The sequence below is a fragment of the Pseudoalteromonas sp. PS5 genome, from assembly GCF_004103255.1.
GTDB classification, from domain to species: domain Bacteria; phylum Pseudomonadota; class Gammaproteobacteria; order Enterobacterales; family Alteromonadaceae; genus Pseudoalteromonas; species Pseudoalteromonas peptidolytica.
The window spans coordinates 35146-50556 of sequence record NZ_RCSQ01000007.1; the positions used below are offsets into that span (position 1 = coordinate 35146).

Below are 15411 nucleotides of genomic sequence, written 5' to 3' on the forward strand. Positions count from 1 at the left end.
GCACATTGTATGTAGGGATATTGAATAAACCAATGAACAAAATTTATAAAGTAGCTGTATTGCCTGGAGACGGAATTGGTCCAGAGGTCATGGCTGAAGCACTGAAAGTACTAGATATAATTGCAGATAAATTTGCATTAACATTCGACTTTCAACATTACGATGTTGGAGGTATCGCCATTGATAAACATAACCATGCGTTACCACAAGAGACACTTGCAGGTTGTGAGTGCGCCGATGCCATTTTATTTGGCTCTATTGGTGGACCGAAATGGGATAGTTTACCACTCGATCAGCGCCCAGAGCGAGCCGCATTGCTAAAGCTTAGGTCACACTTCGATCTCTTTTGTAACCTTCGCCCAGCGACAATATATCAAGGGCTGCAACATCTATCACCATTACGCAGCGACATTGCACAGCAGCAGGTTGATATGATGGTTGTTCGAGAGCTCACAAGTGGTATTTATTTTGGCCAACCAAAGGGACGTGAGTTGAATAACGACCAAGAAGTCGCGTTTGATACCATGCGTTACTCAAAGTCAGAGATAACTCGTATTGCTCACCTTGCTTTCTTAGCTGCTCAAAAAAGAAATAAAAAAGTAACCTCTGTCGATAAGGCAAATGTGCTTGAGTGCAGTCGGCTATGGCGTGAAACGGTAGATGAAGTAGCTACAAGCTACCCAGATGTACAACTTGAACACATGTATATTGACAATGCAGCAATGCAGTTAATTCGTAAACCTAGCGATTTTGATGTCATTTTGTCCTCAAATCTATTTGGGGATATTTTATCCGACGAGTGCGCTATGATCACAGGTTCCATGGGTTTACTCGCATCGGCAAGTATTAACCAATCCGGTTTTGGGTTATTTGAACCAGCGGGAGGCTCAGCTCCAGATATTGCCAACTTAGGCATCGCGAACCCTGTTGCACAGATCCTTTCAGCTGCAATGTTACTGCGCTATAGCCTAGATCAAAATGCTGCTGCTGATGCTATTGAACAAGGTGTCGTGCATGCACTTCAACAAGGGGTATTAACCAAAGAGCTTGTTCCTAGTGATGAGCAACATCTTGCTAAGTCAACTTCAGAAGTAGGCGATTACATCAGAGACTATATTGCAAGGAGCTACTAATAATGCCTAAAACCTTGTATGAAAAAGTGTGGGATGCGCATGTCATTACGCAAGACGGTGATGAAGCATTGCTTTATATTGACAGGCATTTAATACATGAAGTCACCTCTCCTCAAGCATTTGATGGGTTAAAGCAAAAGCAGCGCAAATTACGCAGCCCAGATAAAACATTTGGCACCATGGATCACAGTATCTCTACTCGCTCATTAGCCATAGATGCGTGCGGCGATAACAACCGCAGACAACTACAAGCCTTGATTGAAAATTGCGAGGAGTTTGGCGTTCAGCTATACCCTGTAGGTAATGTGAAACAAGGGATCATACATGTTATGGCACCAGAGCGTGGACTCATTCTACCGGGTATGACGGTCGTATGTGGAGATTCACACACCGCAACACACGGCGCATTTGGCGCACTGGCATTTGGGATTGGTACCTCTCAAGTCGAGCACGTTATGGCCACCACAAGTCTAAAGCAGCATAAAGCCAAGACGATGAAAGTTGAAGTCAACGGCACTTTACCATTTGGGGTGACGGCAAAAGATTTGATCCTCGCTATTATTGCCAAAATCGGGCATGCAGGGGCGACCGGACATGTTATCGAGTATTGTGGTAGTGCAATAGCAAATCTCTCTATGGAGGCTCGAATGACTATCTGCAATATGTCTATCGAAGCTGGAGCCAAAGCCGGAATGATCGCACCAGATGAGGTTACACTTGCCTATTTGAAAGATAAAGAGTTTGCACCAAAGGGCGAACTGTGGGAGCTTGCTTGTCAAGACTGGAGCCAACTCACAGCAGATCCCAACGCACTCTACGACACGGTTGTAACCCTCAATGCCAACGACATTCAACCGCAAGTGACATGGGGCACTAACCCTGGGCATGTCTTGGGTATTAATGACATAGTACCAGATCCAAGTAGCTTCACGGATCCTGCCGATCAAGAAGCTGCCAAAAAAGCATTACACTACATGGATCTCACGCCGGGCTCTAAAATTTCAGACATTGAGATAAATCATGTATTTATTGGCTCATGCACCAATGGTCGCATCGAAGATCTCCGTGCCGCTGCAAGGGTAGTCGAAAATAATAAGATTGCATCTGGTGTGTCAGCAATTGTGGTACCTGGCTCTGGTGAAGTGAAAAAACAAGCCGAAGTGGAAGGGCTTGATAAGATTTTCACCCAGGCTGGATTTGAGTGGCGCTTACCTGGTTGCTCGATGTGTCTAGGTATGAATGATGATTTGTTGCTTCAAGGAGACAGGTGCGCTTCTACCAGCAACCGAAATTTTGAAGGACGACAAGGTCGCGGTTCACGAACCCACTTAGTCAGCCCTGCGATGGCCGCATTGGCAGCCATAAAAGGCAGATTTACCGATATTAGAGAATTTATTAAGGAATAGCTATGAGTTGTGGTATTACAACGGTAACAAGCAAAGCCGCGCCGCTCGATCAGGTTAATGTGGATACAGATCAGATAATCCCCAAACAGTTTTTAACTTCGGTCTCTAAGCAAGGCTTTGGTCGGCACTTATTTCATGACTGGCGTTACTTAGATAGCGCTGGCACGCAGCCTAATCTTGAGTTCGTGTTAAACCAGCCTCAACACCAAGGCACGGAGATCCTGCTCAGTAGAGAAAATTTTGGGTGTGGTTCTAGTCGAGAACATGCGCCTTGGGCATTAGCAGACTACGGTTTCAAAGTGGTGATCGCCACCAGTTTTGCTGATATTTTCTATGGCAACTGCATCAACAATCAACTGTTACCCGTTTCGTTGTCTAAATCAGAGATGGATGCTTTGTTTGACGCGGTACAAAGCGCCGCCGACACGGCTATCACCGTTGATCTGGTTAATCAAACGGTAAGCTGTAATGGTGATAACTATTCATTTACCATCAGTCCTCTTCACAAAGAGACGCTCATTAAAGGACTTGATGCAATTGGACAAACCCTTGAACAAGAAGCGTTTATTCAAGCGTATGAAAAGAAAATCCCACAGTGGCGATGCGCACCACACTACGAGTGAAGTCCGGAGTTAGCCGCGACGTAAAATAAGGCTAGGTGTAGCCCTAGCCTCAAATCATATAGTTTGCTAGATTAGATGATTAATCTCTACTGCAGCTTCTACATCAGCATCATAATCAACTGTTTCTAGACCAAACCCAAATAATTTTAAAAACTCATTATGATAGCCAACATAATCTGTTAGCTCATCAATTGTGTCTGTATCTACTGTATCCCAAATTGTTTGCACGCGAGCCTGTACGCCCTCTTCTAGCTCTTTATAGTTTTGGAATAAATGACCGCCCTCGTCAAAGCGCGGAGATTGTCCGTATAGGTTTTCGCGGAACAAACCATCTATCTGCTCAATAGTCCCTTCATAGGTACCATCCCCTTTCATAACTTTAAACAGTGCAGAAATATATAAAGGCATAATAGGAATCGCCGAGCTTGCCTGCGTCACAACCGCATTTAACGAAGAAACATAAGCCTCACCATTAATATCAGATGTCGTCTCGCGGATAGCAAGTGTCGCACGGTCTAAATCTTCTTTCGCTTTACCAATTGTCGCATGTCCATAAATTGGCCAAGTTAGCTCTTTACCGATATACGTATAGGCAGTCGTCTTAAAGCCATCGGCGAGTACATCCGCTTGTTTAAGCGCATCAATCCAAAGCTCCCAATCTTCACCACCCATTACTTTAACTGTATTTGCAATTTCTTCTTCATTTGCTGCCTCAACAGTCACTTCGTCGATAATACGCTTTGATGTATTTAGGTTTTTAGTAGTAATAGCAGAGCCAATTGGCTTAAGCGTCGAAGAGTAAACCTCTTCAGACTTAGGATCTTTGCGGCGAGGGGAAGCAAGGCTGTAGATGACAAGATCGACTTTTCCAAGCTCAGTCTTAATGGTGTCGATGGTTTTTTGCTTTAACTCATCAGAAAATGCGTCACCGTTAATATTCTTTGACCATAAACCGGCTTCTTCAGCTGCTTGCTGGAATGCAGCGGTGTTGTACCAACCCGCAGAGGCTGTTTTTTTCTCTGTGCCTTCTTTTTCAAAAAAGATACCAAGGGTTTTCGCGCCAGCACCAAATGCCGCGGTAATACGAGAAGCCAAACCATACCCTGTTGACGCACCGATCACTAAAACATTTTTAGGGCCATTTTCAATTTGACCTTGTTGCTTTACGTACTCAATTTGCTCTTTTACATGTTCGGCGCAGCCTACAGGGTGCGCGTTCGTACAAATGAATCCACGAATTTTTGGTTTAATGACCATAAGTGATCCTATCCATTAATTTGATACAAAAAATAAAAGTGAGTCTACGCCCACTTTATTAGAATTACTGCGTAGTGTACTGGTAGAAATGCAAAACACACATCTGATCAGCTATCAAACTTTGAGCCACCTAAACATGTTGGTGATACTGGTGCTTGACCTTCTTTTTCTGAAAACTCTTCCGGTGTGTAGGCATGTATTGCTAAAGCATGGATGTGATTTTGTAATTCATCCTTCAGTACTTCGTTAATTTTTCTGTGACGCTGAAGTAAGCGCTGCCCTATAAACTGCTCACTCACAACGATAACCTTAAAGTGAGAGTCTTCGCCACGGCTGTGCATGTGACTTTCATTAATAACATTAAGGTGTTTGCAGGCAACTGCTTGCGCGATTTTGTCGTAAATTTGTGATTGCATTGACATTAAACTTTGTCTCCCATAGCAATTCGTGGCCTTACTATACGCCTATCACTCAGCATTTCCAACACTTCGAAAAGTCAGATTAATACGCCCTTGCGTGACTTTTGCTTGCTTGGGTAAGGCATGCTGGTAATCTTGCTGGCTGCTGCCTTGCATCATTAACAGGCTCCCGGTTTCTAGGAAAATATCGGTCACCTCCTGAGTGTTTTTGTGACGTATTTTAAATTTCCGTGTTGCCCCAAGTGACAAGGATGCAATCACAGGTGTAGCCCCTAGTTCAGGCTCATCATCACTATGCCAACCCATACTATCTTGACCGTCGCGGTAATAGTTTGCCAATAACGCATTGAATGAGACGTCAAAGCGCTGCTCAAGTGTTTTTCTAATACCTTGCAATATCCCTGGCCAAGGCGCACTGTCGAGTAGTTTTCCTGAATAGCTGTAGCGCACACCAGGATCGGCAATAAATCGCTCAAGTCTGGGGATTTTATGGGTCTTACCAAATAATGTGATGGTATTTTGCTGCCAAGGAATAGTGCTACAAAGCGCATCATATAGGGCTAAACTTTTCTCAAAGCTAATGGCACTTGGCTGATAGCTAAAACCGCTTGGCAAGTTCCGTGCGTTGTCTACTGCTCTCATGTTAAACTATCCGCTGCTTTTATTTACAGAAACGACTCATGACGACTGATGCAACTCTAGCCGGAAAACCATTTACGCTACATAGGTTTCCACTCGATCAAAAAAATCGTAGCTTACAAGCTTGGGATTCAGCCGACGAATACCTGTTAGATTATGTCTTTGAACACCACATTGATGCAAATCGTATCTTAATCATTAATGACGCATTCGGGGCATTATGTTGCGCACTTGCCGACAAACATTGCACCCTAGTGACTGATTCTTTTGTCAGTACCTTAGCTTACCAACACAACCTAGAAGTCAATGAACTGGAGCACGCCCAAGTTGAGGTACTCAGTAGCATCGACACATACCCTGAAGATATTGATTTGGTTGTGCTTAAGCTGCCGAAAAACGCTGGCTTATTACAGTCACAATTGGCGAAGCTGAGTAAACTTGACGCTGATATTCCGGTGATTGCGGCAGGCAAAGCGAAAGAAATCCACACCTCAACACTAAAAAGCTTTACTCACTTTCTAACCGAGCCTACCACAAGCTTAGCAGTTAAAAAGTCACGCCTAATATTCAGCAAGACGTCAGCCAAAGCAATTGATAGTAAATTTCCTGTGTCCTGGCCTTTGGAAAAAACAGACTTCGTACTGTCTAATGAGGCCAATGTATTTTCAAGAGACTCTTTGGATATTGGCGCTCGATTTTTTATCAATTATTTGCCTATGGGGAAAAAGCCTCTCAAGGTTATCGACTTGGGATGTGGTAATGGGGTAATTGGATTAATGACGTTAGCGAAAATGCCTAATGCCACTGTGACTTTTATTGATGAATCTGCAATGGCTGTACATAGTGCGCAGCAAAATATTAGTCACAATTTGCCGGAACGAGTCAAAGACTGTCGTTTTATACAAAATGATTGCTTGACTGGTTTTGAAAATGAAGGGGCTGATCTGATACTGTGTAATCCGCCATTTCATCAAGCAAATGCAATAACCGACCATATCGCTTGGCAAATGTTTATGCAGGCAAAGGCCGCACTTCGTCACGGTGGAGAGTTGAGAATAATTGGCAACCGCCACCTTGAATATGACGATAAACTGAAACGCCTGTTCGGAAATTGTAAAACACTCGGAAACAACAAAAAGTTCACTGTATTAAGTGCGACTAAAAGGAGCTAAATAAATGCGTGTTATATTGTTAATTGCTGTGCTCTCTTTTCTTTTAGCTGGGTGTAGTAGTACACCTCGCAGCGTAATTTTGCACCCACAGTATCAAGGTCCGTCTTCGAATGCTTTGAATACCAACATGGCATTACAAGTCAATGACTTGCGCACGACTAAATACACTATTCGCGTGAAAGATCAGGAACCGGCGCTGTACATGCCGGATGCAAACTTGCCAGTCAACCTTAATCATGTGATGACACAAGCGCTTGCAGCGCATGGCGCACAAGTTACACCTATAGCACCAACCAAAGTTGTGGTGAACATCAACCGCTTTAAAGCAATTATCGCAGAAACCCTATCACAGCACCAAAGTGACGCTCAAACCAATGTAACGATACAAGTTACGCAAGGCACTAGAAGCTTTGAAAAGCAGTATAAGGGGAGCGCGAGCTTGTCGGGGCCGCTAAAGCATGATCAAGCCAAAGTGGAAGAACAGCTTAATAACCTAGCTCAACAAGTCGTTGCCCGCATCGTTCAAGACCCAGAATTTATCCAGTTTGTGAGAGGACGTTAATGAAAAAAATAATCTTTAGTTTAACTATCTTACTATTTAGTGTCTGCGCCTTTGCCGATATGAACGGCAAGTTTGTGCAAAAAAACAATCTATTCCCACGGGTGCAAATCAATACCACCAAAGGCCCCATTATCGTTGAACTAGATCGCTCAAGAGCACCTATCACGGTCAACAACTTCCTCACTTATGTGATTAATAAAGACTACAATGGCTCTGTTTTTCATCGTGTTGAGCGCGATGAAGCCAACGAAAGAGACTTCGTCATTCAAGGTGGAGGCTACGACAAAGAATACGATGGTATGTTTGAGCGAGAGGCCATTTTTAATGAAAGTGGTAATGGTTTGAAAAATGATATGTACACCATTGCAATGGCTTATCAAGATAATAAACCACATTCTGGTACTCGACAGTTTTTCTTTAATATGGCTGACAATGACCATTTAAATCCGGGTCGAGGCTGGGGTTTTGCTGTGTTTGGAAATGTAATGGAAGGCTATGAAACACTGGATGCTATCATGCAAGTGGAAACGGATTACAATGAAAAACTTGGCTATACCTTTATTCCCAAAGAGCCTGTTGTGATCCTGTCCATCGACGTACTAAAGCAACCTGAGTAAATCTTCGTTATGTTGGTATCATTTAGCTTTTCACAGTACCTCAGTTACTACAAGGACAAACGCCTACTTACCATTTTTGCCTTTGGAATAAGTAGTGGTTTTCCTTGGGTATTAATTGGCTCGGTGATGTCAGCTTGGCTCAAAGACGAAGGTTTGAGCCGAAGCACCATAGGTCTTTTTGGTCTGGTTTATGGTGCATACACCATTAATTTTCTTTGGTCTCCACTCGTCGACAGAATCAAAATACCGCTGTTGCACACTTGGTTAGGTCAGAGACGCAGCTGGATAGCTAGCTGCCAAGTTATTGTTATTGTTGCCACCTTTGCACTGGCAAGTGTGTCGATCACGGAACACCTTTCACATGCCGCATTATTGTGCTTCATTATTGCGCTTTTCTCAGCAACACAAGATATTGCAATAGATGCTTATCGTATTGATATTTTGCCCGAGAACGAGAGCGAGAAAGCAACCGCTGCCGCCGCGATGGCAACGTCAGGATGGTGGTCGGGTTATGCTTTATTAGGAGCAATTCCATTTTTTATCGCCGACTTGCCCGGATTCAGCTGGCCTATTATTTACCAAATCTTAAGTGCTGTTGTTTGCTGTCTATTTATCATCACACTCTTAGCCAAAGAGCCTGAGTCTCATCGAGATCAGGTCCAAGCGCAGTTACAGCAAAGCTATGAGCAGAAGCTGACACTCGCCAGCTCACCTTCTGTCTATACCAAGGTGGTAGCGTGGTTAGCTGTAACCTTAGTAGAACCATTTAAGCGCTTTTTCGAGAAAAATGGAGTGAAAACAGCGTGTGCACTGCTTGCTTTTATTTTTATGTTTAAGATTGGTGAAGCGTTTTTGGCTCGAATGTCTATCGTCTTTTACAAAGAAATCGGCTTCACTAACACCCAAATAGGTCAGTACTCTAAGCTCGGAACAGGTGTTATTACTATCATATTTGCTTTTTTAGGCAGCATATTTAATCACAAATATGGCATCGTCAAAGGCCTATTTATCAGTGGTGTTGCCATGGCAGCGTCTAACTTGATGTTCTCTTGGATTGCAGTAGCAGGTCCGCAAGAGCACTTATATTTGATGGCTATTATTATTGATGGATTTACACAAGCTTGGTCGCTCGTGGCCATGGTTGCATTCATTTCGATGCTTTGCGATAGAGCTTTCAGCGCTACTCACTATGCGCTACTCGCCTCTCTTGGGAGTCTAGGACGTACCATGCTATCGGGTTATAGTGGTTTTGTAATAGATGATTTACTTGGAGGAAATTGGGCGGTCTTTTTCGCGCTAACAGCACTAATGGTACTACCATCCTTGTTGTTCTTATATCTCATTAGACACAAACTTTATGCAATTGAACGTGCATATCACACTAACAAGCGCTAGAGGTGCAGTTCCTTGCACCTTTTCATTTTGCTAGCGTAGCGCTTATTGCTCTTCTTTAATTAGCTGCAATCCCTCGTAAGGGTCAACTTCAAGCGCTTCGCAATAACGTAAAAACTCGATTACATCCAAACGACGCTCTTGGTTTTCAATTTTACCAATGAAAGAATGTGGTGTACCTAGCACTTGAGCAAGGCTACGCATTGTATGACCCTTCTCATGGCGTTTTGATTTAAGCCACTTAGTTAGTTTGCCGTTTTCTTCGGAAGAAACCGTTTTACCCATCATATTAAACATCTCCTACTAGATGAAAGACTAAATTACCTAAATGAAATATGCCCGTCTCATTTAGTGTTTGCTCAAATATCACAGTTGACTCTTTAATGCTAAGCGCGGCACCCTCCGCCAGCTCAACATCAAACCAGTACAAAGCTCTGCTCAGTAAATTGTTTTTATTGACTGCTAAAACGCTAAGGTTGCGATCACATATCACTGAACCATAAATTGTAACATATCGACAAATTGGCTTTGTCCCCATGTACCCAATTAGGTATAGACTAAAAAACAGTTAACACCTAATTAATTTTTTACTTTTTCTTAATTCATCAAGCACTGTAATATCCAGTAACACTTTAACAAATTTTTTAAAAAATGTACCAGTATTTGAAATAAATTATTTTTCTTTAAAAAATAAAAACTTATAGCTAGTATTCAATAAAAGGTTAAAAAAGAGGCCGATACAAAATGATTCGACTACTGTTTTTGCTGCCAATTTTACTGTGTTTTGGATGGTATTTCTTTTTGCGTTCAAACGGCGTGCCACTGAAACGAGGAAAGAAAGGTTTTGTATACATCCTAGCATTTTCATCATTTGTGCTGGGCTTTTTCGTCCTGATGATGTATCTGACGGGAAGTTTATGAGGTCGATTGCTGGGCTTTTATACACCAAGTCATGAGTCTATAAAAACAAAAAGAGTCATGTAAACATGACTCTTTGAGTGACTTCTTTAGGTATTACCGTTATACGCTAAAGCTTGCGCCACAACCGCAAGTCGTTGTCGCATTTGGGTTATTAACAAAGAAACGAGCGCCTTCTAACCCTTCGGTGTAATCTACAATGCCATCAATTAGGTATTGAATGCTCATCGGATCAACAACCATAGTAACGCCATTTTTTACGATTTCTAAATCACCAGGGTTAACTTTTTCATCAAAGGTAAACCCATATTGAAAGCCAGAGCAACCACCGCCTGTAACATATACACGCAATTTAAGGTTAACGTTCTCTTCTTCCTCTATTAGCTCTTTTACACGGCTTGCTGCTGCATCAGAAAACTGAATTGGTAACTGTTCAGACATAGATGTGGACCCCTAATCCTGTAATTTGTAAATTATCTAATACCTGAGTATTTTAATCAAGTATAGCGTCATACCCTTTTAAGTCTTCGAATGCGTACATAGGATGTGTAACCTGAACTTGGGATAACACAAGGATTTAATGTCAAAAATTTGGTATTCTTAAGATGTTAATTATCGTGGAATTACGTTTATGTCGCTGGATGCACTGAGACGAAGTCTTGCTAAACCGAAAACCTCAGCCCAACTGTGCCTCTTAGGAGCAGCCGCAGGGTTACTCGCAGCCATGCTGATAATCACATTTCGCCTTACTATAGAACTATTCCAGGGCACTTTTCTCGATAAACCCGATGACTTTACAGAGCTGTCAGAGTTACACAGACTATTTTTACCTGTACTAGCAGCCTTACTCATCGCAACTTTCGCAGCACTTACTGGGTTTAAGCATTATCGCCTCGGGATCCCGTATGTGATCAACCGCATTAAGCACCACTACGGTCACATGCCGATTTGGAACTCTGCTAACCAATTTTTTGGTGGTGCAGTGGCCTTGATCAGTGGCTTTTCAGTCGGTCGTGAAGGGCCATCTGTTCATATGGGTGCGACCGCCGCGAGCGTCTTATCTGAACGCTTACATTTACCACTAAATGCAGCAAGAACATTGGCAGGCTGCGGGGTAGCAGCCGGTATTGCGGCATCCTTTAATACGCCACTTGCGGCTGTAATTTTTGTTATGGAAGTGGTGCTAAGGGAGTACAAAATTCACATTTTTGTACCTGTGATGTTGGCCTCAGTGATTGGTGCAATGAGCACACAATATGTGTTTGGAAACAATTCCGAGTTAGCTCTTATTAATATTACGCCTTTGAGTTTTTGGCACTATCCTTACCTGATTATCTGTGGTGCCGCACTAGGGGCTGTCGCTTTTGCCTTTAATCAAAACCTCATGCTTATCATTAAAACCTTTAAACCGATCAGCATGTTTCCTCGATTATTGCTAGCGGGTTTAATTGCCGGTTTAATCGGTTATGCGGTTCCAGGTGCCATGGGCTCCGGCATGAGTGCCATCACCCAAGCTGTAGAGTCCCCCCATAATTTACAGCTACTCACCACGATATTAATTGCCAAACTTCTGGCTACTTTATTTGCTATTGGCTTAGGTATTCCCGGAGGGATTATTGGTCCTGTTATTGGACTTGGCGTAATTATGGGCACTCTAATGTCATTTTTTGCCCAATTTATTTCACCGAGTGTGGATGTCGCTGGCACTTATGGCGTACTTGGTATGGCAGGTTTACTTGCCGCAACCTTACACGCTCCCCTTGCCGCGCTGACCGCCGTAATGGAGTTGACTTCAAATCCCAAAATTATTGTGCCTGCAATGTTAGTGATCACCACCGCTTATGTAACCGCGTTACAGGTTTTTGGCAACCGTTCAATATTCATCCAACAGCTAGATTTTCAAGGTCTACCTTATCAAGTTTCACCGGCGAAAGAGGCATTACAGAAAGTAGGGATTGTGGCTGAAATGGATGAAAACTTTAAATTGCTCTATTCAGACGACAAAGAGCAAATAAAAGAAACCCTATCGGCGGTCGACAGCCAAACTCCGCTGATTGTGTACGATGAACAAAGTGGTTATCGTCTTGCTGAATACGATTTGAACCTGATCTCACAAGAAAGCGTATCGGTATCTTACATAGAGTTGCAAGGCTTGAGTACCCAAGCAACACTTGCCGATGCCTTTGATGTATTAAAAGACAAGCGCTCAGGTGCGGTATACATTTATAACCAAAAGGATAATAAACAAATACTTGGGTTATTGCGATGGGATCAAATTCGTCACATACTCACCACTAGAAACAGTCTACTCTAGGGGCTGTTTACCTTAATTTACTACTTGGGACTGACAATGAGCTTATTGTTAACATATAAAGCCTTACATATCTTTTTTATGATCGCTTGGTTTGCAGGCATTTTTTATCTACCACGCTTGTTTGTTTACCATGCCTTAACTGAAGAGAAATCTTGTAGTTCTATGCTCAAGATAATGGAAAGACGATTGCTCTACTTTGTCACTCCGTTTGCAATCCTTACTGCTGTATTTGGCGTGTTGACCATTATTGAGTATGGCAGGGAGTGGTTTAAACACAGTATGTGGCTGCACTACAAACTCGCCATAGTCACTGTACTTTACATTTATCACGGCTATTGCTTTAAGTTACTCAACGACTTCAAACGAGACCGCAACCAAAGAAGCGATAAGTTTTATCGTTACTTTAACGAATTTCCTGTACTGCTGCTATTAGCTATCGTCTTTCTTGCCGTCTTAAAACCTGCACTGTAGCCGTGCATTATGAGGGGTACTTGGGTATAATATACGCCCAAGTAACCGCCCACATTCTGCGTGTTATCTGGTTGGGTGAGCGCCCTGCAACCCGGTAGTCAATTTGTCTTTAGGAATCGCCACATGTTCAGTTTCCAAGGTGAAAACATTCTTTCTGTCAATCAACTAGACAGAGATTCTATTGAACACATCTTCTCCATTGCTAAAAAAATGGAACCCTATGCTAAAAAGCAAAAACGCACTCAAGTACTTGATGGCGCGATTTTGGCAAATTTATTCTTTGAACCAAGTACCAGAACACGTGTGAGTTTTGGTACTGCGTTCAACTTGCTAGGTGGTTTGGTTCGCGAAACCACAGGTATGCAAAGCTCAGCATTAGCCAAAGGTGAATCTTTATATGATACTGCCCGCGTGATCTCGGCTTATGCTGATGCTGTCGCGATGCGTCACCCTGATGCCGGCTCAGTCGCTGAATTTGCAACAGGATCGGATGTACCCGTTATCAACGGTGGCGATGGTCCAAATGAACACCCAACACAAGCGCTTTTAGATTTGCTCACCATTGATCGCGAGCTTGGCCGATTTGGTGCAGGAATTGATGGTATGCACATCGCCTTAGTCGGTGACTTAAAATATGGCCGCACCGTGCACTCGTTATCAAAGCTGCTCAGCCATTACAAAGATATCCGTTTTACCATGGTTGCCCCTGACGGCTTACAAATGCCACAATCAATTTTAGATGTGGTTGATAATGCTGGGCATAAGGTTGAACTGGTATCAAAAATGGAAGGTAATCTAGCTGCTGATATTGTTTATCAAACTCGCATTCAAGAAGAACGCTTCCCTTCTCAAGAAGAAGCAAATAAATACCGTGGCGGCTTTAGAATAAGCCAGGCAATTTATGACGCACACTGTAAACCTAGCTCAGTTTTAATGCACCCACTGCCACGAGATAGCCGCAGTGATGCAAATGAACTTGATAATGACCTAAATAATAATGACAACCTAGCTATCTTCCGCCAAGTACAAAATGGTGTATTGATCCGTATGGCACTTTTTGCCTTAACGCTAGGTGTTGAAAACCAAGTGGAAAAATACGAGGTGGATGTACCTTGGTTTAGCCGCAAACGTGAAAGCTAAAAAGGATCGACAATGACAATCAGTCAAGATTTATTCGAACGTGCCCTCGACTCAATTCCAGGTGGCGTAAACTCTCCAGTTCGCGCATTTAATGGCGTTGGTGGCACACCACTATTCATTACCAAAGCACAAGGCGTTCATACCTTTGATGCCGATGGTAAACAATACATTGATTATGTAGGCTCTTGGGGTCCGATGATCTTGGGTCATAATCACCCCGAAATTAAGCAAGCAGTACTTGATGCCGTTGAAAATGGCTTATCTTACGGTGCTCCGACTGAAACTGAAATTTTAATGGCGGAAAAAGTAAAAGCGTTGGTTCCCTCCATTGAAAAAGTGCGTATGGTAAGCTCTGGTACTGAGGCAACAATGAGTGCTATCCGCCTTGCTCGTGGCTACACTGGCCGTGACAAGATTTTGAAGTTTGAAGGTTGTTATCATGGTCATGCCGACTCTCTACTGGTAAAAGCTGGCTCTGGCGCACTGACTATGGGTGTACCTAACTCACCGGGTATTCCGGCTGATTTTGCCAAACACACGTTAACGGTTTCATTCAATAACCTAGACGAAGTAAAAGCTATATTTGATCAGTACAAAGACCAAATCGCTTGTGTGATCATTGAGCCTGTCGCAGGTAACATGAACTGTATTCCTCCTGTTGAAGGCTTTTTAGAGGGGCTACGCGAAATCTGTACTGACAATCAAAGTGTCCTTATTTTTGATGAAGTTATGACCGGTTTTCGGGTTGCACTAGGGGGGGCTCAGCAGTACTACAACATCCAACCTGATCTTACCTGTTTAGGCAAAGTGATCGGCGGCGGTATGCCTGTCGGTGCGTTTGGTGGTAAAAAAGAAATCATGGACTACATCGCTCCTGTGGGCCCGGTTTATCAAGCAGGGACGTTATCTGGCAACCCAATCGCTATGGCGGCCGGCTTAAAAGCACTAGAGCTACTTTCAGAGCATGGCTTACACGAAGAGCTTGAAGCAAAAAGTAAAGCATTGTGTGAAGGCTTCCAAGCCGCTGCTGATGAGGCTGGTATTGCACTCACCACAAACTATGCTGGTGGCATGTTTGGTTTCTTCTTTACTGAAGCTGAGAAAGTGACAAGTTACCAACAAGCAACAGAATGCGATTTGGCGCGTTTCAAAAAATTCTTCCACTTAATGCTTGATGAAGGCGTGTACTTGGCTCCATCAGCATTTGAGGCTGGTTTTGTGAGTACGATGCACTCTGATGAAGAAATTGCCAAAACTATTGGTGCAGCAAAGCGTGCATTTGCCAAACTATAAATAAAATTAATCATTTAAAAAGCCCGCTCAGGGCTTTTTTTGTTTTTTCAGCTAC

General features: G+C 43.0%; 16 protein-coding genes. 11 read left to right on the plus strand and 5 right to left on the minus strand.

Annotation, left to right across the window (positions count from 1 at the left end; translation table 11 throughout):
• Positions 1-32: 32 nt before the first annotated feature.
• Genes leuB through leuD form a run of 3 tightly spaced genes read left to right on the plus strand, consistent with a single transcriptional unit; the run spans position 33 to position 3162 of the window.
• Positions 33-1133: a 3-isopropylmalate dehydrogenase gene (gene leuB, locus D9603_RS01055; protein WP_128729725.1), complete on the plus strand. Its 1101-nt coding sequence runs from the start codon at positions 33-35 to the stop codon at positions 1131-1133.
• Between the two features lie 2 nt (positions 1134-1135).
• A complete protein-coding gene (gene leuC / locus D9603_RS01060; protein ID WP_128729726.1) occupies positions 1136-2539 on the plus strand; it encodes a 3-isopropylmalate dehydratase large subunit in 1404 nt (467 codons plus the stop codon).
• Positions 2540-2541: 2 nt separating this feature from the next.
• On the plus strand, positions 2542-3162 hold the full coding sequence (gene leuD, locus D9603_RS01065) for a 3-isopropylmalate dehydratase small subunit (protein ID WP_128729727.1): 621 nt from the start codon (positions 2542-2544) through the stop codon (positions 3160-3162).
• A 66-nt stretch (positions 3163-3228) separates the two neighbouring features.
• On the opposite strand, the gene fabV is transcribed toward leuD, so the two are convergent.
• The 3 genes from fabV to D9603_RS01080 form a co-directional block, all read right to left on the minus strand.
• Positions 3229-4419, minus strand: a complete 1191-nt coding sequence (gene fabV, locus D9603_RS01070; protein WP_128729728.1) for an enoyl-ACP reductase FabV — start codon at positions 4417-4419, stop codon at positions 3229-3231.
• A 107-nt stretch (positions 4420-4526) separates the two neighbouring features.
• Positions 4527-4841 (minus strand): BolA family protein, encoded by a 315-nt coding sequence (locus tag D9603_RS01075; protein WP_125250945.1) that lies wholly within the window; start codon positions 4839-4841, stop codon positions 4527-4529.
• Between the two features lie 45 nt (positions 4842-4886).
• Positions 4887-5480, minus strand: a complete 594-nt coding sequence (locus D9603_RS01080; RefSeq protein WP_128729729.1) for an alpha-ketoglutarate-dependent dioxygenase AlkB — start codon at positions 5478-5480, stop codon at positions 4887-4889.
• Between the two features lie 38 nt (positions 5481-5518).
• Between D9603_RS01080 and D9603_RS01085 the strand changes: the two genes are divergently transcribed.
• The 4 genes from D9603_RS01085 to D9603_RS01100 are packed head-to-tail and all read left to right on the plus strand — an operon-like array spanning position 5519 to position 9223.
• Positions 5519-6649 carry a methyltransferase gene (locus tag D9603_RS01085; RefSeq protein ID WP_128729730.1) on the plus strand — a complete coding sequence of 377 codons (1131 nt, stop codon included), beginning with the start codon at positions 5519-5521 and terminating at the stop codon, positions 6647-6649.
• A gap of 4 nt (positions 6650-6653) precedes the next feature.
• Positions 6654-7211 carry a YajG family lipoprotein gene (locus D9603_RS01090; protein WP_125250948.1) on the plus strand — a complete coding sequence of 186 codons (558 nt, stop codon included), beginning with the start codon at positions 6654-6656 and terminating at the stop codon, positions 7209-7211.
• Positions 7211-7828 carry a peptidylprolyl isomerase gene (locus D9603_RS01095; RefSeq protein ID WP_128729731.1) on the plus strand — a complete coding sequence of 206 codons (618 nt, stop codon included), beginning with the start codon at positions 7211-7213 and terminating at the stop codon, positions 7826-7828. Before D9603_RS01090 ends, D9603_RS01095 begins: the two co-directional genes overlap by 1 nt.
• Positions 7829-7837: 9 nt before the next feature.
• On the plus strand, positions 7838-9223 hold the full coding sequence (locus D9603_RS01100) for an MFS transporter (RefSeq protein ID WP_128729732.1): 1386 nt from the start codon (positions 7838-7840) through the stop codon (positions 9221-9223).
• Between the two features lie 42 nt (positions 9224-9265).
• Here D9603_RS01100 and D9603_RS01105 read toward each other — a convergent pair whose 3' ends face one another.
• Positions 9266-9508: a helix-turn-helix transcriptional regulator gene (locus D9603_RS01105; protein WP_125250951.1), complete on the minus strand. Its 243-nt coding sequence runs from the start codon at positions 9506-9508 to the stop codon at positions 9266-9268.
• Positions 9509-10240: 732 nt separating this feature from the next.
• The gene (erpA, locus tag D9603_RS01110; RefSeq protein ID WP_088529908.1) at positions 10241-10579 is read right to left on the minus strand and encodes an iron-sulfur cluster insertion protein ErpA; all 339 of its coding nucleotides are present in this window, start codon (positions 10577-10579) and stop codon (positions 10241-10243) included.
• A 190-nt stretch (positions 10580-10769) separates the two neighbouring features.
• Here erpA and D9603_RS01115 point away from each other — a divergent pair, with 190 nt between their 5' ends.
• The 4 genes from D9603_RS01115 to hemL all read left to right on the plus strand — a co-directional run bounded on the left by D9603_RS01115 (position 10770) and on the right by hemL (position 15356).
• A complete protein-coding gene (locus D9603_RS01115; protein ID WP_128729733.1) occupies positions 10770-12452 on the plus strand; it encodes a chloride channel protein in 1683 nt (560 codons plus the stop codon).
• Positions 12453-12488: 36 nt separating this feature from the next.
• Positions 12489-12923, plus strand: a complete 435-nt coding sequence (locus D9603_RS01120) for a CopD family protein (RefSeq protein ID WP_128729734.1) — start codon at positions 12489-12491, stop codon at positions 12921-12923.
• Between the two features lie 123 nt (positions 12924-13046).
• Entirely contained in the window at positions 13047-14063 is a 1017-nt protein-coding gene (locus D9603_RS01125) for an aspartate carbamoyltransferase (RefSeq protein ID WP_125250954.1), read from the plus strand.
• 12 nt (positions 14064-14075) lie between these two features.
• Complete coding sequence (gene hemL / locus D9603_RS01130) at positions 14076-15356, plus strand: glutamate-1-semialdehyde 2,1-aminomutase (RefSeq protein ID WP_128729735.1); 1281 nt, start codon at positions 14076-14078, stop codon at positions 15354-15356.
• The last annotated feature ends 55 nt before the right edge of the window (positions 15357-15411 follow it).